Annotated in this window: 19 protein-coding genes and 1 other annotated feature; all 19 genes read left to right on the forward strand. The window is 32.7% G+C overall.

The genetic code is table 11. The features are described 5' to 3' along the window. Positions 1-25: 25 nt before the first annotated feature. The 19 genes from cysS (at position 26) to fusA (ending at position 20,666) form a co-directional block, all read left to right on the forward strand. Positions 26-1,426: a cysteine--tRNA ligase gene (gene cysS / locus RDX53_RS06520; protein WP_295734422.1), complete on the forward strand. Its 1,401-nt coding sequence runs from the start codon at positions 26-28 to the stop codon at positions 1,424-1,426. After that, positions 1,411-1,824: a Mini-ribonuclease 3 gene (locus RDX53_RS06525; protein ID WP_195930775.1), complete on the forward strand. Its 414-nt coding sequence runs from the start codon at positions 1,411-1,413 to the stop codon at positions 1,822-1,824. Before cysS ends, RDX53_RS06525 begins: the two co-directional genes overlap by 16 nt. 216 nt (positions 1,825-2,040) lie before the next feature. Next, positions 2,041-2,799, forward strand: coding sequence for an FAD-dependent thymidylate synthase (gene thyX, locus RDX53_RS06530; RefSeq protein ID WP_195930774.1), 759 nt, complete (start codon positions 2,041-2,043; stop codon positions 2,797-2,799). Positions 2,800-2,811: 12 nt separating this feature from the next. After that, a complete protein-coding gene (rlmB, locus tag RDX53_RS06535) occupies positions 2,812-3,546 on the forward strand; it encodes a 23S rRNA (guanosine(2251)-2'-O)-methyltransferase RlmB (RefSeq protein ID WP_307993879.1) in 735 nt (244 codons plus the stop codon). Beyond that, positions 3,546-4,076: an NYN domain-containing protein gene (locus RDX53_RS06540; protein WP_307993880.1), complete on the forward strand. Its 531-nt coding sequence runs from the start codon at positions 3,546-3,548 to the stop codon at positions 4,074-4,076. The genes rlmB and RDX53_RS06540 overlap by 1 nt, the downstream gene beginning before the upstream one ends. Before the next feature lie 61 nt (positions 4,077-4,137). Further along, complete coding sequence (gene sigH, locus RDX53_RS06545; RefSeq protein ID WP_295675825.1) at positions 4,138-4,800, forward strand: RNA polymerase sporulation sigma factor SigH; 663 nt, start codon at positions 4,138-4,140, stop codon at positions 4,798-4,800. A 60-nt stretch (positions 4,801-4,860) separates the two neighbouring features. Next, on the forward strand, positions 4,861-6,054 hold the full coding sequence (gene tuf / locus RDX53_RS06550) for an elongation factor Tu (protein WP_307993881.1): 1,194 nt from the start codon (positions 4,861-4,863) through the stop codon (positions 6,052-6,054). A gap of 226 nt (positions 6,055-6,280) precedes the next feature. Beyond that, positions 6,281-6,430, forward strand: a complete 150-nt coding sequence (gene rpmG / locus RDX53_RS06555) for a 50S ribosomal protein L33 (RefSeq protein WP_195930798.1) — start codon at positions 6,281-6,283, stop codon at positions 6,428-6,430. Between the two features lie 27 nt (positions 6,431-6,457). Next, entirely contained in the window at positions 6,458-6,682 is a 225-nt protein-coding gene (gene secE / locus RDX53_RS06560) for a preprotein translocase subunit SecE (RefSeq protein WP_195930797.1), read from the forward strand. A 17-nt stretch (positions 6,683-6,699) separates the two neighbouring features. Continuing rightward, positions 6,700-7,239, forward strand: a complete 540-nt coding sequence (gene nusG / locus RDX53_RS06565) for a transcription termination/antitermination protein NusG (protein ID WP_195930796.1) — start codon at positions 6,700-6,702, stop codon at positions 7,237-7,239. 30 nt (positions 7,240-7,269) lie between these two features. After that, a complete protein-coding gene (rplK, locus tag RDX53_RS06570) occupies positions 7,270-7,695 on the forward strand; it encodes a 50S ribosomal protein L11 (RefSeq protein WP_195930795.1) in 426 nt (141 codons plus the stop codon). Between the two features lie 79 nt (positions 7,696-7,774). Beyond that, positions 7,775-8,473 (forward strand): 50S ribosomal protein L1, encoded by a 699-nt coding sequence (rplA, locus tag RDX53_RS06575; protein ID WP_195930794.1) that lies wholly within the window; start codon positions 7,775-7,777, stop codon positions 8,471-8,473. 50 nt (positions 8,474-8,523) lie between these two features. Continuing rightward, positions 8,524-8,652 (forward strand) — a sequence feature (ribosomal protein L10 leader region). A 33-nt stretch (positions 8,653-8,685) separates the two neighbouring features. Further along, positions 8,686-9,189, forward strand: coding sequence for a 50S ribosomal protein L10 (gene rplJ, locus RDX53_RS06580; protein ID WP_195930793.1), 504 nt, complete (start codon positions 8,686-8,688; stop codon positions 9,187-9,189). Between the two features lie 70 nt (positions 9,190-9,259). Next, positions 9,260-9,625, forward strand: coding sequence for a 50S ribosomal protein L7/L12 (gene rplL / locus RDX53_RS06585; protein WP_195930792.1), 366 nt, complete (start codon positions 9,260-9,262; stop codon positions 9,623-9,625). A 365-nt stretch (positions 9,626-9,990) separates the two neighbouring features. Continuing rightward, positions 9,991-13,713, forward strand: coding sequence for a DNA-directed RNA polymerase subunit beta (gene rpoB, locus RDX53_RS06590; protein ID WP_295734859.1), 3,723 nt, complete (start codon positions 9,991-9,993; stop codon positions 13,711-13,713). A gap of 42 nt (positions 13,714-13,755) precedes the next feature. After that, complete coding sequence (rpoC, locus tag RDX53_RS06595) at positions 13,756-17,250, forward strand: DNA-directed RNA polymerase subunit beta' (protein ID WP_195930790.1); 3,495 nt, start codon at positions 13,756-13,758, stop codon at positions 17,248-17,250. A gap of 257 nt (positions 17,251-17,507) precedes the next feature. After that, complete coding sequence (rpsL, locus tag RDX53_RS06600; RefSeq protein WP_007285281.1) at positions 17,508-17,930, forward strand: 30S ribosomal protein S12; 423 nt, start codon at positions 17,508-17,510, stop codon at positions 17,928-17,930. A gap of 132 nt (positions 17,931-18,062) precedes the next feature. Continuing rightward, positions 18,063-18,533 (forward strand): 30S ribosomal protein S7, encoded by a 471-nt coding sequence (gene rpsG, locus RDX53_RS06605; RefSeq protein WP_007285282.1) that lies wholly within the window; start codon positions 18,063-18,065, stop codon positions 18,531-18,533. A 66-nt stretch (positions 18,534-18,599) separates the two neighbouring features. After that, on the forward strand, positions 18,600-20,666 hold the full coding sequence (gene fusA, locus RDX53_RS06610; protein WP_195930789.1) for an elongation factor G: 2,067 nt from the start codon (positions 18,600-18,602) through the stop codon (positions 20,664-20,666). Positions 20,667-20,841: the final 175 nt, after the last annotated feature.

A 20,841-nucleotide genomic window follows, 5' to 3' on the forward strand; every position in this document is an offset into this window, starting at 1 on the left:
TTTAATTAGAGGAGAGGTGATTATCGTGAAATTATATAATACATTATCACGTAAAAAAGAAGAGTTTAAACCAATCGAAGAAGGCAAGGTGAAAATGTATGTATGCGGACCTACAGTATACAACTTTATACATATAGGAAATGCTAGACCTTTTATAATATTTGATACATTAAGAAGATATTTAGAATATAGGGGATATGATGTTACATTTGTACAAAACTTTACAGATGTAGATGACAAAATTATAAAAAGAGGTCATGAAGAAAATATAACACCAGAAGAAGTTGCTAATAAGTACATAAATGAATATTTTGTAGATGCTGACGGTCTTGGAATAAAAAGAGCAAGTGTTCACCCAAGAGTAACAGATAATATAGAACAAATAATAGCATTCGTAAAAGAATTAGAAGACAAAGGATATGCATATGCAGTTAATGGAGATGTATACTTCGATACTAAGAAATTCAAAGATTACGGAAAACTTTCTGGGATAAAACAAGAAGAATTAGAAGCAGGGGCAAGAATAGAAGTAAATGATCAAAAAAGACATCCAATGGACTTCGTTTTATGGAAAGCTAAAAAAGAAGGCGAACCAGGATGGGCAAGTCCATGGGGAGAAGGTAGACCAGGATGGCATATAGAATGTTCAGTTATGTCTAACAGATATTTAGGAGAAACTATAGATATACATGCTGGTGGGCAAGACTTAAAGTTCCCTCACCATGAAAACGAAATAGCACAAAGTGAAGCTAGAAGCGGAAAGAATTTCTCAAACTACTGGTTACACAACGAGTATATCAACGTTAATAACGAAAAAATGAGTAAATCATTAGGTAACTTCTTCACTGTTAGAGAAATAGCAGAAATATTTGATTTAGAAGTAGTTAGATTATTCATGTTATCTACTCACTACAGAAATCCAATAAACTTCAGCGATGAAATATTAAATCAATCTAAAGCTGGACTTGAAAGATTATACAACGCTAAAGAAAAAGCATTATTTACAATAAACAATCTTGAAGATTCTAAAATGACTGAAGAAGAAGCTAAATTACAAGAAGAATTAGCTGGATTTAGACAAAAATTCATAGATGCTATGGATGATGATGTTAACACAGCAGATGCAGTAAGTGTTATATTCGAATTAGCTAAGTTCATGAACAGCAACGTAACTGAAAAATCTTCTAAAGAATTTGCACAAAAAGTAATAGATGAATTCAACGAATTAACTAGCGTATTAAATATAGTAAACAAAGATCAAAAAGAAGATATATTAGATGAAGAAATAGAACAACTAATAGCACAAAGAACAGAAGCTAAGAAAAATAAAAACTTCCAATTAGCAGATGAAATAAGACAACAATTACTAGATAAAGGTATAATCCTTGAAGATACTAGACAAGGAGTAAAATGGAAGAGAGCATAAAAATGGATAAAATAAAACTTATAACTATGTCACCATTAGTATTAGCGTACTTAGGAGACACAGTATATGAATCATATATTAGAGAACATCTAATAAGACAAAATATGAATAGAAAAGTAAATAATCTTCATAAATTGGCTATACAATATTCTAAAGCTAAAGCACAGGCAACAATAATACACGAAATAGAAAACGAATTAACAGAAGAAGAGATGAAGATTTTTAAAAGAGGTAGAAATCAAAAATCTCATACAGCGCCTAAAAATGCAGACATAATTGACTATAAATATGCAACTGGATTTGAAGCTTTAATAGGATATTTATATCTTGGAGAAGAGAAAGAAAGACTAGAATATATCATTCAAAAAGGTATTGAAATTATAGAACGAGACATGTAATAGAAAAACACCGCTTTTGGGCATACTGTAAAGTGTGAAATAAAAGTGGTGTTTTTTGTAATATAAATAATATTTTTTATAGTATGTTTTTAGGATATAGTTTTAGTGTATAATGGAATTTATATGTCTATTTTATATATAAATTTCATGTAAAATAGAGTGTAAAATTAAATTATTTCATATATTAAACTTACGAATAAAGGGAGGATTTTAAAGATGAAAGTTAAGTTATTAGCTCATACACCAGAACCGGAAAAAGTAATATCAATGGCTGCGAAGTTATGTTATTCACCAGTTGGTGTAGATGAAATTGCAGAAAATCTAACTGAAGAAAGTATAAATAAATTTTTAAATATGTTAGTAAGTATGGGACATGAATCTCCAATTGAACACGTTACATTTACTTTCGGGATTGAAGGAATATCAAGAAGTTGTTCTCACCAAATAGTGAGACATAGAATAGCAAGTTTTTCACAACAATCTCAAAGATATGTAAAACTTGACCAATTTGAGTATATCATTCCACCAGAAATAGAAAAAAACGAAAAAGCTAAAGAAATATTTATTCAATCAATGAATAAATGTCAAGAAGACTATGATAAGTTAGTAGAAATATTATTCGAAAAACACTATCAAGACTTATTAGATAAAGGTTTAAATGAGAAAAAAGCTAAATCTCAAGCTGAAAAAATGTCTATAGAAGATGCTAGATATGTATTCCCAAATGCATGTGAAACAAAAATGGTATTTACTATAAATGCTAGAAGTTTATATAATTTCTTCCATCATAGATGTTGTGAAAGAGCACAATGGGAAATTAGAGAATTAGCAACAGAAATGTTAAAATTAGTAAGAGAAGTTGCTCCTATATTATTCAACAATGTGGGACCAAACTGTTTAAACGGAGCATGTCCAGAAGGAAAAATGACATGTGGAAAAATACAAGAAGTAAGACAAAAATTTAAAACATTATAGGCGGTGAATTTATTGGCAAATATAGAAGGTAGAAATCCTATTATAGAAGCTTTAAGAAGTGATAGACCAATAGACAAATTAATGATATCAAATACATCAAAAGAAGGTTCTATCAAAAAAATAATAGGTATGGCTAAAGAAAAAAATATAGTTATACAATATGTAGATAAACATAAATTAGACGAAATAAGTACAAGTCATTCACATCAAGGTGTTATTGCTGTAGTAAGTGATTATAAATATTATGAATTAGAAGATTTATTTGAAATAGCACGTGAAAGAGGAGAAGATCCATTCTTCATAATATTAGACGAGATAACAGACCCCCACAATCTTGGTACAATAATAAGAACAGCAGATGCAGTTGGTGCTCATGGTGTAATTATACCTAAAAGAAGATCAGTTCACATTACTTCTGTAGTAGCAAAAGCTTCAGCAGGAGCTGTTGAATATGTTCCAGTTTGTAAGGTAACCAATATAGCAAATACTATAAAACACTTAAAAAAAGAAGGGCTTTGGATAGCTGCGGCAGATATGGACGGAGGAGTTTTCTATGAGCAAGACTTAACAGGACCATTAGCTTTAGTAATAGGAAGTGAAGGTTTCGGTGTGTCTAGAATAGTTAAACAAAACTGTGACTTTGTAGTTAAAATGCCTATGATAGGAAATGTATCATCATTAAATGCATCAGTTGCAGGTGGTATATTACTATATGAAATATTCAGACAGAGAATGAAGAAGGATTAATGGCAAAGAAAAAGTACAAATCATATTTAATTGTAGATGGTTACAATATTATAAACGATTGGGAAGAATTAAAGATTTTATCTGTAGAAGATTTAGATGCTGCTAGAGAGAGGTTAATACACTATATAATCGAATATTCGCAATATCACGGAAAAAAGGCGATTATTGTTTTTGATGCATATAATGTCAAGGGTGGTACGGAAAAACGAGAAAATCGAAAATATATAACGATTGTATACACAAAAGAACACCAAACGGCAGATAGTTATATAGAGAAATATATAAGTACTTTATCTAAATATGATAAAATTCAAGTTGCTACAAGTGATTATGCAGAACAACAAATTATTTTAGGAAAAGGTGCAACAAGAATATCTGCAAGGGAATTAAAACTCTATCTAGATGAAACTTTGACGAAAATAAAAGAAAAACAACGAGATAGTGAAAGAAAAATTCAACGAAATTTTTTAGAAGATAGACTTGATGATATAACTTTGTCGAAACTTGAGAACATTCGTAGAAAGCATTGAAAATACTGGATTTGTTGAGCTATAATATAAGTACACGAAACTTGTAAATGGGGGAGATTTCATGTTACTAGCTAAAGATAGCAATAAAAACTATAATTATTATGAAGATTTGGATAAAAGCCAACAAGATGAGTATAATATAGTATTAAAAGCGAATAAAGGGGATAAACTAGCATTAGAATATATTATATCTAAATATAAAAACTTTGTGAAAGCAAAGGCCAAGTCATATTTTTTGGTAGGAGCTGACAAAGAAGACATAATTCAAGAAGGTATGATAGGTCTATATAAAGCTGTTAGGGATTTTGATGGAACAAAAACAAATTCATTTAAATGTTTTGCAGAAATTTGTATAACAAGACAGATAATAACTGCAATCAAAACAGCAACAAGACAAAAACATATACCTTTAAATTCTTATGTTTCTTTAAATAAACCTATATATGATGAGGAATCAGATAGAACGCTTTTGGATATAATAGCAACAAGTATAGTAACTGATCCAGAGGAACTGATAATAAGCAAAGAAGAATTAAAAAATATCGAAAACAAGATGAATGAATTATTAAGTGACTTAGAATTAGAAGTCCTAGAACTATATTTAAGTGGTAAGTCATATCAATATATCGCAAACATGCTTAATAGAGATGTTAAATCTATTGATAATGCACTACAAAGAGTTAAGAGAAAATTAGAAAAACATCTTGAAAACAGAAATAATTAATAGTAAAATGCTTATTGTAAACACTTTAATCATAATAAATTATTTAGGAGGTAATTCAAAATGGCAAAGGCTAAATTCGAGAGAACTAAACCACATGTTAATATAGGAACTATCGGACACGTTGACCACGGTAAAACTACATTAACAGCTGCAATAACAAAAACTTTATATGACAGATATCAATTAGGAGAAGCTGTAGATTTCGCTAACATAGATAAAGCTCCAGAAGAAAGAGAAAGAGGAATCACTATATCAACTGCTCACGTTGAATATGAAACTCCAAACAGACACTACGCTCACGTTGACTGTCCAGGACATGCTGACTACGTTAAAAACATGATAACAGGAGCTGCTCAAATGGACGGTGCTATATTAGTTGTTTCTGCAACTGATGGACCAATGCCACAAACTAGAGAACATATATTATTATCTAGACAAGTTGGTGTACCATACATAGTAGTATTCTTAAACAAATGTGATATGGTAGATGACGAAGAATTATTAGAATTAGTTGAAATGGAAATAAGAGAATTATTAGACGAGTATGAATTCCCAGGTGATGATACTCCAATAATAAGAGGTTCAGCTTTAAAAGCTTTAGAAGATCCATCAAGCGTATGGGGAGACAAAATAGTAGAATTATTCGAAATAATAGACGAATATATACCAGCTCCAGAGAGAGATGTTGACAAACCATTCTTAATGCCAGTAGAAGACGTATTCTCTATAACAGGTAGAGGTACTGTTGCTACAGGTAGAGTTGAAAGAGGACAATTAAAAGTTCAAGACGAAGTTGAAATAGTAGGTTTAACTGAAGAATCTAGAAAAGTTGTTGTAACTGGAATAGAAATGTTCAGAAAATTACTAGACAGCGCAGAAGCTGGAGATAACATAGGAGCATTATTAAGAGGTGTTCAAAGAACTGATATAGAAAGAGGACAAGTTTTAGCTAAACCAGGTAGTGTTAATGCACATACTAAATTCACAGCTGAAATATACGTTCTTAAAAAAGAAGAAGGTGGAAGACATACTCCATTCTTCGATGGATACAGACCACAATTCTACTTCAGAACAACTGACGTAACTGGTGCTTGTAAATTACCAGAAGGAACAGAAATGGTTATGCCAGGAGACAACATAACTATAGAAGTTGACTTAATAAACAAAATATGTGTAGAAGAAGGATTAAGATTCGCTATAAGAGAAGGTGGTAGAACAGTAGCATCTGGTGTTGTAGCATCTATAATAGAATAATCTATAATAGGATAATTAATTTTTCAGATATATAGAGAAAAGAGGGGTTTTTTGACTCCTCTTTTTTTAGTAAATAAACAAACAAAAACATTGACACAACTTTAAATTTGTGATAACTTATACAAAGTAATGGTTAAAGGAAGGTAATAGTATTTTGATAATTAATTTCAAAATATTATATAACAATATATATATATTATTGTATTAAAAGTTGGAGGTGTAGCAAATGAGAGTAAGAGTTACTTTAGCATGTTCTGAATGCAAACAAAGAAACTACAACACTACAAAAAACAAAAAAAATAACCCAGACAGAATAGAATTAAAAAAATATTGTAAATTCTGTAAAAAACATACTACTCATAAAGAAACAAAATAGTTATATTTTAAGGATGTGAGTAATATTATGAAAACTCAGGAAGTCAAAAAAAATGAATCTACTAAGAAAAGATTCAGTTTAGTTACTTATATTAAGGAAACTATAGCAGAATTAAAAAGAGTAACTTGGTCAACTAAGACAGAGTTACTAAAGAACACAGGTATAGTTTTAGCTACAATTATTTCGTTTACTATTTTAGTATGGGCCTTAGATACGCTTCTATCAGGAGCCTTAGCGCTAATAATAAAATAGAAAAAAGGAGAATGTAAATGTCGGAAATACAAGATGCAAAATGGTATGTAGTTCATACTTATTCAGGACATGAAAATAAAGTTAAAGCTACCATAGAAAATACAGTTAAAAACAGGGGAATGGAAGATTATATAAAACAAGTCATTGTCCCTACTGAAGATGTAATTGAAACTACAAAAACAGGAAAAGAAAAAGTAAGACAAAGAAAAATATACCCAAGTTACGTTCTTATCAACATGATAATAACTGACGAATCATGGTATATTGTAAGAAATACAAAAGGTGTTACGGGATTCGTAGGACCAGGATCTAAACCAGTTCCACTAAGTGAAGAAGAAGTTAAGTCTATGGGTATCGACTTAGATAAAATAGGCGAAAAACGTACTGAAATCGAAGTTGGTGAAGTAATCAACGTTCGTGACGGTTTATTCAAAGGACAAAGCGGAATTGTAAAAGAGATCGATCTTAAAAACGAGACAGTAAAAGTGTGCATGAATTCATCTACTGGTAATGAAGTATCATTAGAATTGGATTTAAAAAGCATAGAAACAATATAGTTGGAAGAAATTTGAGGAGGTGCGATCAATATGGCTAAAAAAGTTATAGGTCAAATAAAATTACAAATACCTGCAGGAAAGGCTACTCCAGCTCCACCAGTTGGTCCAGCATTAGGGCAACACGGAGTTAACATAATGGGATTCACTAAAGAATTCAATGCTAAAACTGCAGATCAAGCAGGAATGATAATACCAGTTGTTATAACTGTATACCAAGATAGATCATTCTCATTCATAACAAAAACTCCACCTGCTGCAGTATTACTTAAAAAAGCTGCTGGTTTAGATAGAGCTTCAGGTGAGCCAAATAAAAACAAAGTTGCAACATTAACTTCAGCTCAAATAAGAGAAATAGCTGAATTAAAAATGCCTGACTTAAATGCTGCATCAGTAGAAGCTGCAATGAGCATGGTAGCTGGTACTGCTAGAAGTATGGGTATCGTAGTAGAAGACTAATTTTAATTAGATTTTAATTAGACACTTCGTTAGAAGTGGGAGGCGAATGCCGACAATAACCACAAGGAGGATTTATAAAATGGCTAAAAAAAGCAAAAAATATGTAGAAGCATTAGGAAAAATAGATAGAAACAGATTATATGATTCTAAAGAAGCTTTAACTTTAGTAAGTGAAATAGCTACTGCTAAATTCGATGAAACTGTTGAAGCTCACGTTAAATTAGGTGTTGACTCAAGACACGCTGATCAACAAGTTAGAGGTGCAATAGTATTACCTCACGGAACTGGTAAAACTAAAAAAGTTTTAGTTTTCGCTAAAGGTGAAAAAGCTAAAGAAGCAGAAGCTGCAGGAGCAGATTTCGTAGGTGCTGAAGACTTAGTACAAAAAATACAAAAAGAAAACTGGTTCGATTTTGATGTAGTAGTTGCTACTCCAGACATGATGGGTGTAGTAGGTAGATTAGGTAGAGTATTAGGACCAAAAGGTTTAATGCCAAACCCAAAATCAGGAACAGTTACATTCGACGTTACTAAAGCTGTTGAAGAAATAAAAGCTGGTAAAGTTGAATACAGATTAGACAAAAACAACATAATCCACGTTGCTATAGGTAAAGTATCTTTCGGTGGAGAAAAATTAGCTGAAAACTTCAACGTTTTAATGAACGCTATAATAAAAGCTAAACCATCTGCTGCTAAAGGTCAATACTTAAGAAGTGTAACAGTTACTTCAACTATGGGACCTGGAGTAAAAATAAATCCTGCAAGAGTATCTGAATAATATTTATTGACATAGTCAAACACAAATGTTATAATATCTCTTGTTGATGTTAAAAACGAATAGATTTGCCGTAGACAGTAGGTGCGAGAGCTTAATTTCCTGCCGAGGTTTTAGATAAATGAAACTAGAGCTTTTATGTCTACCATTGTGTTAGAAATAAAAGCTTTTTTAATTGTACGGTGAATATACTTTTGCGAAGGAGGTGCACACTGATGAGAGAAGCTATACAAATGAAATCACAAGTTGTTGCTGAAATAGTTGAAAAACTACAAAAATCATCTTCTACAATAGTTGTTGACTACAAAGGTTTAACTGTTGAAGAAGTTACAGAGTTAAGAAAGAAAATGAGAGAAGCTGGTGTTGAATACAAAGTTTATAAAAACACTTTAGTAAGAAGAGCTGCTAAAGAAGTTGGAATAGCTGAATTCAACGATGAGTTATTAGTTGGAACTAATGCTATAGCATTCGGTTATGACGATCCAATAGCTCCAGCTAGAGTTATAAAAGAATTTATGGATGCTCATCCAAAAATGCAATTAAAAATGGGTGTAGTAGAAGGAACATTCTACAACGAAGCTCAAATAGTTGAGTTCGCAAATATACCACCAAGAGAAGTTCTTCTTGCAAAATTACTTGGAAGCTTAAAAGCTCCAATGTCAAACTTCGTATATTTACTAGATGCTCTAGTGAAAAAACAAGAAGGTCAAGAAGCTTAATTGTCAGTTAAATTTAGAAAATAAGATTATAAATAATAAAAATTAGTGAAAAAATTCGGAGGTGCTAAAAATGACAATAGAACAAATATTAGAAGCTATAGAACAAATGAAAGTTACAGAATTAAATGAATTAGTAAAAGCTGCTGAAGAAAAATTCGGTGTATCTGCTTCTGCTCCAGTAATGGTTGCTGGTGCTGCTGGTGGAGCTGCTGCTGCTGAAGAAAAAACTGAATTCGATGTAATATTAGCAGGTGCTGGTTCATCAAAAGTTGGAGTTATAAAAGCAGTTAGAGAAGTAACTGGTTTAGGATTAAAAGATGCTAAAGATTTAGTAGACAACGCTCCTAAAACTCTTAAAGAAGGAGCTTCTAAAGAAGAAGCTGAACAAATAAAAGAAAAATTAGAAGCTGCTGGTGCATCAGTAGAACTTAAATAATTTTTTTAAGAAAAAGGTGTCTCGGTAGGACACCTTTTTTGAATTTATTAATAAATTTAAGAAATAAAGTTGAGAATAGAGAATATAAGGCAACCTCGTTTTGTATTCTCTATTCTCAACTTTATAAAAAAATTACGAAAAAATGGAATTAATACATAAAATTATGTGCATACTAAATAGAGTAAGGTTTTTATGCATATTTGTTTATTTTAATTTCAATATATATAGTATATAAATTTGAAGATATATAAATTTTAAATTATATACTATGTAATATTGAAAAAAAATAAGAAATGTGCTAAAATTACTAGATGCGTTTAGTATGACAATGGTTTTATTTTTAATTATTGAGAGGTGAAAAGTGAATGCCATATCCTGTCACGATAGGTAAGAGAAAGAGAATGAGCTTTTCTAAAATAAAGGAAATAGCTGATTTACCAAATCTTATAGAAATACAAGTAGATTCTTATAAGTGGTTTTTAGAAGAAGGTTTAAAAGAAGTTTTTAATGATATTTCTCCAATTGAGGATTATACAGGTAATTTAATATTAGAGTTCGTAGATTACTCTCTAGATGATAAGCCTAAATATGACATTGAAGAATGTAAAGAAAGAGATGCTACATATTGTGCGCCTCTAAAAGTAAAAGTAAGACTTATTAATAAAGAAACTGGAGAAATAAAAGAACAAGAAGTATTTATGGGAGACTTCCCGCTAATGACAGAGAGAGGGACTTTCGTAATAAACGGAGCGGAAAGAGTTATCGTAAGTCAATTAGTTAGATCACCTGGTGTATATTATGCTCTAGAAAGAGATAAAACTGGTAAAAAACTAATATCTTCTACTGTTATACCTAATAGAGGTGCTTGGTTAGAATATGAAACTGATTCTAACGACGTTATTTCTGTTAGAGTGGATAGAACAAGAAAACAACCAGTTACAGTATTATTAAGAGCTTTAGGAATAGGAACAAATGCTGAAATAATAGAACTTTTAGGTGAAGATGAAAGACTAATGGCAACATTAGAAAAAGACAACACTACAAATGTTGAGGAAGGTTTAGTTGAAATTTATAAAAAATTAAGACCAGGCGAACCACCAACAGTTGAAAGTGCATCTTCATTAATCAATGCATTGTTCTTTGATGCAAAAAGATACGATTTAGCAAAAGTAGGTAGATATAAATTCAATAAAAAACTTGCTTTAGCTTATAGAATAATGAATAGAGTAGCTTATGACGATATAATCAACCCAGAAACTGGAGAAGTTTTCGTAAAAGCTGATGAAAAAATAAGTTATGATGATGCTTGGAAGATACAAAATTCAGGTATTAACACAGTTACTATAAAAACTGACGAAGATAAAAAAGTCAAAGTAATAGGAAATAACTTTGTTGATATAAAAGCACATATAGATTTTGATATAGATGATTTAAATATAAAAGAAAAAGTTCACTATCCAACATTAAAAGAAATTTTAGATGAATATAGTGATGAAGAAGAAATAAAAGAAAGCATTAAAATAAGAAGAAAAGAATTAATTCCTAAACATATATTATTAGACGACATAATTGCGTCTATAAGTTATGAATTCAACCTATTCTTCGGTATAGGAAACATAGATGATATAGATCATTTAGGTAACAGAAGAATAAGATCAGTTGGGGAATTATTACAAAACCAAGTTAGAATTGGTCTTTCAAGAATGGAAAGAGTTATAAGAGAAAGAATGACTGTTCAAGACATGGAAGCTATAACTCCACAAGCATTAGTGAACATAAGACCAGTTTCAGCAGCTATCAAAGAATTCTTTGGTAGTTCACAGTTATCTCAGTTCATGGACCAAACTAACCCATTATCTGAGTTAACACATAAAAGAAGATTATCAGCATTAGGACCAGGAGGTCTTTCAAGAGAAAGAGCTGGATTCGAAGTGCGTGACGTTCATCATTCTCACTACGGTAGAATGTGTCCGATAGAGACTCCAGAGGGACCAAATATCGGTCTTATAAACTCACTGAGTACTTATGCTAAAATAAATGAGTATGGATTCATCGAATCTCCTTACAGAAAATATGATAAAGAAACAGGAAAAATGACAGATGAGATACATTATCTTACTGCAGATGAAGAAGATTTATTCATAAGAGTGCAAGCAAATGAACCATTAAATGAAGATGGTAGCTTCATAAACTCAAAGGTTGTATGTAGAACTGTAAATGGTACAGTTGAACTTGTTCCAACTGAAAGAGTTGACTTCATGGATATATCTCCTAAACAAGTTGTATCTATAGCAACTGCTATGATACCATTCCTTGAAAATGACGATGCCAATAGAGCCCTAATGGGAGCCAACATGCAACGTCAAGCAGTGCCTCTAATGAGAAGAGAAGCACCAATCATAGGTACAGGAGTTGAGTACAGAGCTGCAAAAGACTCTGGTGCTGTTGTTGTTGCTAAAAACAGTGGTATAGCTGAAAGAGTAACAGCTGATGAAATAGTAATCAAAAGAGAAGACGGAAATAGAGATAGATATAAATTACTTAAATTCAAGCGTTCAAACCACGGTACTTGTATAAACCAAACACCTATCATAAACAAAGGTGAAGAGGTTAAAGTAGGTGATGTTATAGCCGATGGTCCAGCTACAGATTTAGGTGAAATAGCATTAGGTAGAAACTGCTTAATCGCGTTTATGACTTGGGAAGGTTATAACTACGAGGATGCCGTTTTAATTAATGAAAGACTTGTAAAAGAAGATAGATTATCAACTATTCATATAGAAGAATATGAATGTGAAGCTAGAGATACAAAACTAGGACCAGAAGAAATAACTAAAGATATACCAAACGTTGGTGAAAGTGCAATCAAAAACTTAGACGACAGAGGTATAATCAGAATAGGGGCTGAAGTAGATTCAGGAGATATATTAGTTGGTAAAGTAACTCCAAAAGGAGAAACTGAACTTACTGCTGAAGAAAGATTACTTCGTGCAATCTTCGGTGAAAAAGCTAGAGAAGTTAGAGATACATCTCTAAAAGTACCTCATGGTGAATCAGGTATAATAGTTGACGTTAAAGTCTTTACAAGAGAAAATGGTGATGATTTATCACCAGGTGTAAACGAATTAGTTAGATGTTATATAGCTAAGAAGAGAAAAATAAAAGTCGGAGATAAAATGGCCGGACGTCATGGTAACAAAGGGGTTATCTCAAGAGTATTACCAGAAGAAGACATGCCATTTATGGAAGACGGAACACCTATGGATATAGTTCTGAATCCACAAGGTATACCATCTCGTATGAATATCGGTCAGGTACTTGAAATGCACTTAGGACTTGCTGCTAAGAAATTAGGATGGCATGTTGCTACATCAGTATTTGATGGTGCAAAAGAAACTGATATAATGGATGCTTTAGAAGAAGCAGGTTACCCAAGAGACGGTAAATTAACATTATATGATGGTAGAACAGGTGACACATTTGATAACAGAATAACAGTAGGATACATGTACTACTTAAAACTACATCACTTAGTTGATGAAAAATTACATGCAAGAAGTACAGGACCATACTCACTAGTAACTCAACAACCACTTGGTGGTAAGGCACAATTCGGTGGACAAAGATTCGGTGAGATGGAGGTTTGGGCTCTAGAAGCATACGGAGCTGCACACATACTTCAAGAAATACTTACTGTTAAATCAGACGACGTAGTAGGTCGTGTAAGAACTTATGAAGCAATAGTTAAAGGTGAAAACATTCCTGAACCAGGAATACCTGAATCATTCAAAGTTCTTATAAAAGAACTTCAAAGTTTATGTCTTGATGTTAAAGTTCTTAGTGAAGAAGACGAAGAACTAGAAGTTAGAGAATCAACTGATTTAGATGATGAAGTTGATGGAAACTTCGAATTAAGTCTAGTTAGCGATGAAAGAGAAGTTGAGGAATCTCACGTTATAGAAGATCTTGATGATGCTGACGAAGATTTAGTAGAAGATATGGATTATGATGTTGAAGAAGTAGACGATAATTTAAATTTTGATTTCAGTGGCTTTGGCGATGAAGACAACAGTGATTTTGAAATATAGTTTTATAATAAAATAAATATCAAATAGAAGGGAGAGAACTCCTTGTTTGAATTAAACAATTTCGAGTCGATAAAAATAGGTTTAGCCTCTCCAGAACGTATAAGAGAATGGTCTAGAGGAGAAGTTAAAAAACCAGAAACAATTAATTACCGTACTTTAAAACCAGAAAAAGACGGTCTATTCTGTGAAAGAATATTTGGACCACAAAAAGACTGGGAATGTCATTGTGGAAAATATAGAAGAGTTAGATACAAAGGTGTAGTTTGTGATAGATGTGGCGTAGAAGTTACAAAATCTAAAGTAAGAAGAGAAAGAATGGGACATATAGAGCTTGCAGCTCCTATGTCTCATATCTGGTACTTCAAAGGGATCCCAAGTAGAATGGGTCTATTATTAGACATGTCTCCAAGATCTCTTGAAAAAATACTATACTTTGCTTCATATGTAGTTATAGATCCAGGCGAAACTGGACTAAACGAAAAACAATTATTAACTGAAAAAGAATTTAGAAGTAATTACGAAAAATACGGAAATACTTTTGAAGTTGGTATGGGTGCTGAAGCAGTTAAAAAATTATTAATGAAAATTGACCTTGAACAAGAAAGTAAATTATTAAGAGATGATTTAAAAGACAGTACAGGTCAAAAAAGAGTTAGAACAATAAGAAGATTAGAAGTAGTAGAAGCATTCAAAAAATCAGGAAATAAACCTGAATGGATGATTCTTGAAGCTATTCCAGTAATCCCACCAGATTTAAGACCAATGGTTCAATTAGATGGTGGTAGATTCGCTACTTCTGACTTAAATGACTTATATAGAAGAGTTATAAACAGAAATAACAGATTAAAAAGATTATTAGAGCTTGGAGCTCCTGACATCATCGTTAGAAATGAAAAAAGAATGCTTCAAGAAGCAGTAGATGCTCTAATAGACAATGGTAGAAGAGGTAGACCAGTTACTGGACCAGGAAATAGACCATTAAAATCTTTATCAGACATGCTTAAAGGTAAACAAGGTCGTTTCCGTCAAAACTTACTTGGTAAACGTGTTGACTACTCAGGACGTTCAGTTATAGTTGTTGGACCAGATCTTAAATTCTACCAATGTGGTATTCCAAGAAAAATGGCTCTTGAATTATTCAAACCATTCGTAATGGATAAATTAGTTAAAGAAGGTTATGCACATAATATAAAAAGTGCTAAATCATTAGTAGAAAAAGTAAAACCAGAAGTATGGGATGTTCTTGAAGAAGTAATTAAGAGCCATCCAGTTTTACTTAACCGTGCCCCTACTCTTCATAGATTAGGTATACAAGCATTTGAACCAGTTTTAGTTGAAGGTAAAGCTATAAGATTACATCCACTAGCTTGTACAGCATACAATGCCGACTTCGACGGTGACCAAATGGCGGTACACGTACCTTTATCAGTAGAAGCACAAGCAGAAGCAAGATTCTTAATGCTTTCTGTAAATAATATACTTGCTCCAAAAGATGGTTCTCCAATAACTACTCCATCTCAAGATATGGTTCTAGGATGTTACTACTTAACAATAGAATCTCAAGGAGGAGAAAAAGGAACTGGAACAGTATTCAAAGACTTTAACGAATTAATGATGGCTTACCAAACTAAAGCCGTTGAATTACACTCAACAGTAAAAATGAGAATTGTTTTAGAAGATGGTAGAGTTGGAATAACAGAAAGTACTGTAGGTAGATTCATATTCAATGAAAATATACCTCAAGACTTAGGATTCGTAAACAGAGAAGAAGATCCATTCGGATTAGAAATAGATTACTTAGTTGATAAAAAAGCTTTAGGTAAGATAATAGATAAATGTTTCAGAAGACATGGAAACACTATAACTGCTGAAGTTTTAGACCATATTAAATCACTAGGATTTAAATATTCAACTATAGGTGGTATAACAGTTGCAGTTGCTGATATGAAAATACCTGCAACAAAACAAGCATTAATCAAAGATGCTGAAGTACAAGTTGAAAAATACGAAAAAGTATTCAGAAGAGGTTTAATCTCTGACGAAGAAAGATACGAAAAAGTTATAGATACTTGGACTAAAACAACTGAAAAAGTTACAGACGAGCTAATGAATGGTCTTGAAAGAATGAACAACATTTACATCATGGCACATTCAGGAGCCAGAGGTTCTAAGAACCAGATAAGACAGTTAGCTGGTATGCGTGGTCTGATGGCCAATGCATCTGGTAAAACAGTTGAAATCCCAGTTAAATCTAACTTCCGTGAAGGGTTATCAGTAATGGAATACTTCACATCTTCACACGGTGCCAGAAAAGGGTTAGCCGATACAGCGCTACGTACAGCCGATTCAGGTTACTTAACAAGAAGACTTGTTGACGTCAGTCAAGATGTTATAGTTAGAGATTATGACTGTGGTACTAAAGAAACAACAGAAATCTTTGCTATAAAAGATGGAAATGAAGCAATAGAAGATTTATATGATAGAATAGTAGGAAGATACACTAGAGATGCTATACTTCACCCAGAAACTGGAGAAGTATTAGTAGAAGCAGACACAATGATACAAGAAGACGATGCTGAAGCTATAATAAATGCAGGTATCGAAAAAGTTAACATAAGAACTGTTCTTAACTGTAAAACTCATCATGGTGTTTGTTCTAAGTGTTACGGTAGAAACTTAGCTACTGGTAAAGAAGTTAATATCGGTGAAGCTGTTGGTATAATCGCAGCTCAATCAATCGGTGAACCTGGTACTCAGCTTACAATGCGTACATTCCATACAGGTGGGGTTGCCGGAGGAGATATAACTCAAGGTCTTCCAAGGGTTGAAGAGCTTTTCGAAGCTAGAAAACCAAAAGGTTTAGCTATAATATCTGAAATAACTGGTAGAGTTGAAATAGACGAAACTGGTAAGAGAAAAGAAGTTATAGTAGTACCTAAAGAAGGTGAAAGAGAAGTTTACCAAATACCATATGGATCAAGAGTCAGAGTAAAACAAGGTCAACTTGTTGAAGCTGGTGATCCACTTACTCAAGGTTCTATAAATCCACACGATATAGTTAGAGTTAAAGGTATCGGCGGAGTTCAAGAATACATCGTTAAAGAAGTTCAAAGAGTGTATAGACTTCAAGGGGTTGATATCAACGATAAACATATAGAAGTAATTGTTAGACAAATGCTATCTAAAGTTAAAGTTGAAGATCCAGGAGATACAGATTTATTACCAGGTGGTTATGAAGATGTATTAACATTCCAAGAATGTAACGAAGAAGCTGAATCTCAAGGATTAAGACCAGCTGTTGCTAAGAGAGTTTTACTTGGTATAACTAAAGCATCTCTTGCTACAGATTCATTCCTATCAGCAGCATCATTCCAAGAAACTACAAGAGTTTTAACAGAAGCTGCTATAAAAGGTAAAGAAGACCACCTAATAGGACTTAAAGAAAATGTTATATTAGGTAAATTAATACCAGCAGGAACAGGAATGAAAAAATACAGAAACATAGCAGTTGAAAAAATAGAAGAAGAATCTTTATAAGAATTGTTATATAAACATTCTTGACATGTACTGTATGTGATGTTAAAATGTAAAAGTGCGAATTTAAAAGTTTACTCTAAATTACTGTTTAGGGTAAACTTTTAAGTGAGCTTTAATATAATTAAAGAACTATTAAGTACCAAACTATTAAATGTTTGTGTATGTAACGAACATTTAACTACGGAAATCGGTAGGAATATCCGATTTAGTTGGCGATCATTAAAAGATCGAAATTTTAGAAGAGGGAGGTGCCGATGATGCCAACAATTAACCAATTAGTTCGTAAGAGTAGAAAAGACTTATTAAAAAAATCTACTGCTCCAGCATTACAAAAGAGTTACAACTCTTTAAACAAAAAAACAACTGATGCAAGTTCACCACAAAAAAGAGGAGTTTGTACTTCAGTAAAAACAGTTACTCCTAAAAAACCTAACTCAGCTTTAAGAAAAGTTGCCAGAGTTAAGTTAACAAACGGAATAGAAGTTTCTGCTTATATACCAGGAGAAGGACACAACTTACAAGAGCATAGTGTTGTTCTTATAAGAGGAGGAAGAGTTAAAGACCTTCCAGGGGTTAGATACCATATATTAAGAGGTACATTAGATACTGCAGGTGTTGATAAGAGAATGCAAGCAAGATCTAAATATGGTGCTAAAAAACCTAAAGCTGCTAAAAAATAGATAATAGAGTTTACTAAATTGAAATATTATAGTGCGGTGCTTTAAATATATATATATTTATGGCATACGGCATTGTGATAATATGTCGAGTACCTATGATTTAAGATAAAAATAATTAAGGAGGGAAGCAAAATGCCAAGAAAAGGTAATGTTCCAAAAAGAGACGTATTACCAGATCCAGTATACGGAAGTAAGGTAGTTACAAAATTAATAAATAACTTAATGATAGACGGAAAAAAAGGAAAAGCACAAAAAATAGTTTATGATGCTTTTGATATAATAGCTGAAAAAACTGGAGAAGAAGCTTTAGAAGTATTCAACAAAGCTATGGATAACATAATGCCAGTTTTAGAAGTAAAAGCTAGAAGAGTTGGTGGAGCTAACTACCAAGTTCCAATAGAAGTTAGACCAGACAGAAGACAAACTTTAGGTCTTAGATGGTTAGTAACATACACAAGAGCTCGTGGGGAAAAAGGTATGGTAGAAAAACTTGCGAGAGAAATAATGGATGCTGCAAACAATACAGGAGCATCAGTTAAGAAAAGAGAAGATACTCATAAAATGGCTGAAGCAAATAAAGCATTTGCTCACTACAGATTCTAATTTGATTCTAATATAAGAATTCAACTAGGATTTACGAAATATTAGAGATATCTAAGGAGGATAACCATGGCTAGAAATTTTCCTTTGGAAAGAACTAGAAATATAGGAATCATGGCTCATATAGATGCAGGGAAAACTACAACTACTGAAAGAATCCTGTTCTACACTGGGCGTACACATAAAATAGGAGAAACTCACGAAGGAGCTTCTCAAATGGACTGGATGGAGCAAGAAAAAGAAAGAGGTATAACAATAACTTCTGCTGCTACAACTACTACTTGGAAAGATCATAGAATAAACATAATAGATACTCCAGGACACGTAGACTTCACAGTTGAGGTTGAAAGATCTCTTAGAGTTCTTGACGGTTCAGTTGCTGTTTTCTGTGCTAAAGGTGGGGTTGAACCTCAATCTGAAAACGTATGGAGACAAGCTGAAACTTACAAAGTTCCAAGAATAGCATTCGTTAACAAAATGGATATACTTGGTGCTAACTTCTACAACGTTGTAGAAATGATGAAAGATAGACTAGGTTCTAATGCTGTACCTGTACAATTACCAATAGGTAAAGAAGATACATTCCAAGGTATAATAGACTTAGTTAAAATGGACGCTATAATATACGAAGATGATCTTGGTACTGTTATGGACGAAACTGAAATCCCTGCAGATATGAAAGAAATAGCTGCTGAGTGGAGAGAAAAATTAGTTGAAGCAGTTGCTGAAACTGATGAAGAATTAATGATGAAATATCTTGAAGGTGAAGAATTCACTGAAGAAGAAATAAAAGCTGCTATAAGAAAAGCTACTATAGCATGTGAAATGAACCCAGTATTCTGTGGTACTGCTTACAGAAACAAAGGTGTTCAACCAGTTATAGATGCTGTTATAGACTACTTACCAGCTCCAACTGATATACCTGCTATAAAAGGTGTATTACCAGATGGAACTGAAGCTGAAAGACATGCTTCTGATGAAGAACCATTCTCAGCATTAGCATTCAAAATAATGACTGACCCATTCGTTGGTAAATTAGCATTCTTCAGAGTTTACTCTGGTACTTTAGAATCTGGTTCTTACGTATTAAATGCTACTAAGAACAAGAGAGAAAGAATAGGACGTATCCTACAAATGCATGCTAATACAAGACAAGAAATAACTGAAGTTTATGCAGGAGATATAGCTGCTGCAGTAGGTTTAAAAGATACTACAACTGGAGATACTTTATGTGATCCAAACAATGCTATCATACTTGAATCTATGGAATTTCCTGAACCAGTTATAGACGTAGCTATAGAGCCAAAATCTAAAGCTGCTCAAGAAAAAATGGGTACTGCTCTTCAAAAATTAGCTGAAGAGGATCCAACTTTCAGAGTTAGAACTGACGAAGAAACTGGACAAACTATAATCGGTGGTATGGGTGAGTTACACTTAGAAATCATCGTTGATAGATTATTAAGAGAGTTCAAAGTTGAAGCAAATGTTGGTGCTCCACAAGTTGCTTACAGAGAAACAATAACTAAACCAGTTGATGTTGAGTACAAATACTCTAAACAATCAGGTGGTAGAGGACAATACGGACACGTTAAACTTAGAGTTACTCCACAAGAGCCAGGTGCTGGATACGTATTCGAAAACAAAACTGTTGGTGGATCTGTTCCTAAAGAATATGTTGGACCAACTGATATGGGTATCCAAGGTGCTATGCAAGCCGGTGTTGTTGCAGGTTATCCTGTAGTTGACGTTGCTGTTGAATTATACGATGGTTCTTACCATGAAGTCGATTCATCAGAAATGGCATTCAAAATGGCTGGTTCAATGGCTATGAAGGAAGCTTTAAAGAAAGGTGATTCAGTATTACTTGAACCATACTTCAAAGTTGAAGTTGTTACTCCAGAAGAATACATGGGAGATGTTATGGGTGGAATAAACTCTAAGAGAGGTTTAATCCAAGGTATGGAAGCTAGAGCAGGTGCACAAGTTATAAATGCATTCGTTCCACTTTCAGAAATGTTCGGTTACTCAACTGAATTAAGATCTACTACTCAAGGTAGAGCTACTTACACTATGATATTCGACCACTACGAACAAGTTCCAGCTGGTGTAGCTAAAAAAATAGCTGAAGGTAGATAATATCTATTTAAATAAAAAATAAATAAAAGACGAGGATTCGTCCTCGTCTTATAAAAAATATATAAACAAAATAATTACTTAGGAGGATTTCAAAATGGCAAAGGCTAAATTCGAAAGAAATAAACCACATGTTAATATAGGAACTATCGGACACGTTGACCACGGTAAAACTACA

Source organism: uncultured Intestinibacter sp. (assembly GCF_902468165.1).
Classification (GTDB): domain Bacteria; phylum Bacillota; class Clostridia; order Peptostreptococcales; family Peptostreptococcaceae; genus Intestinibacter.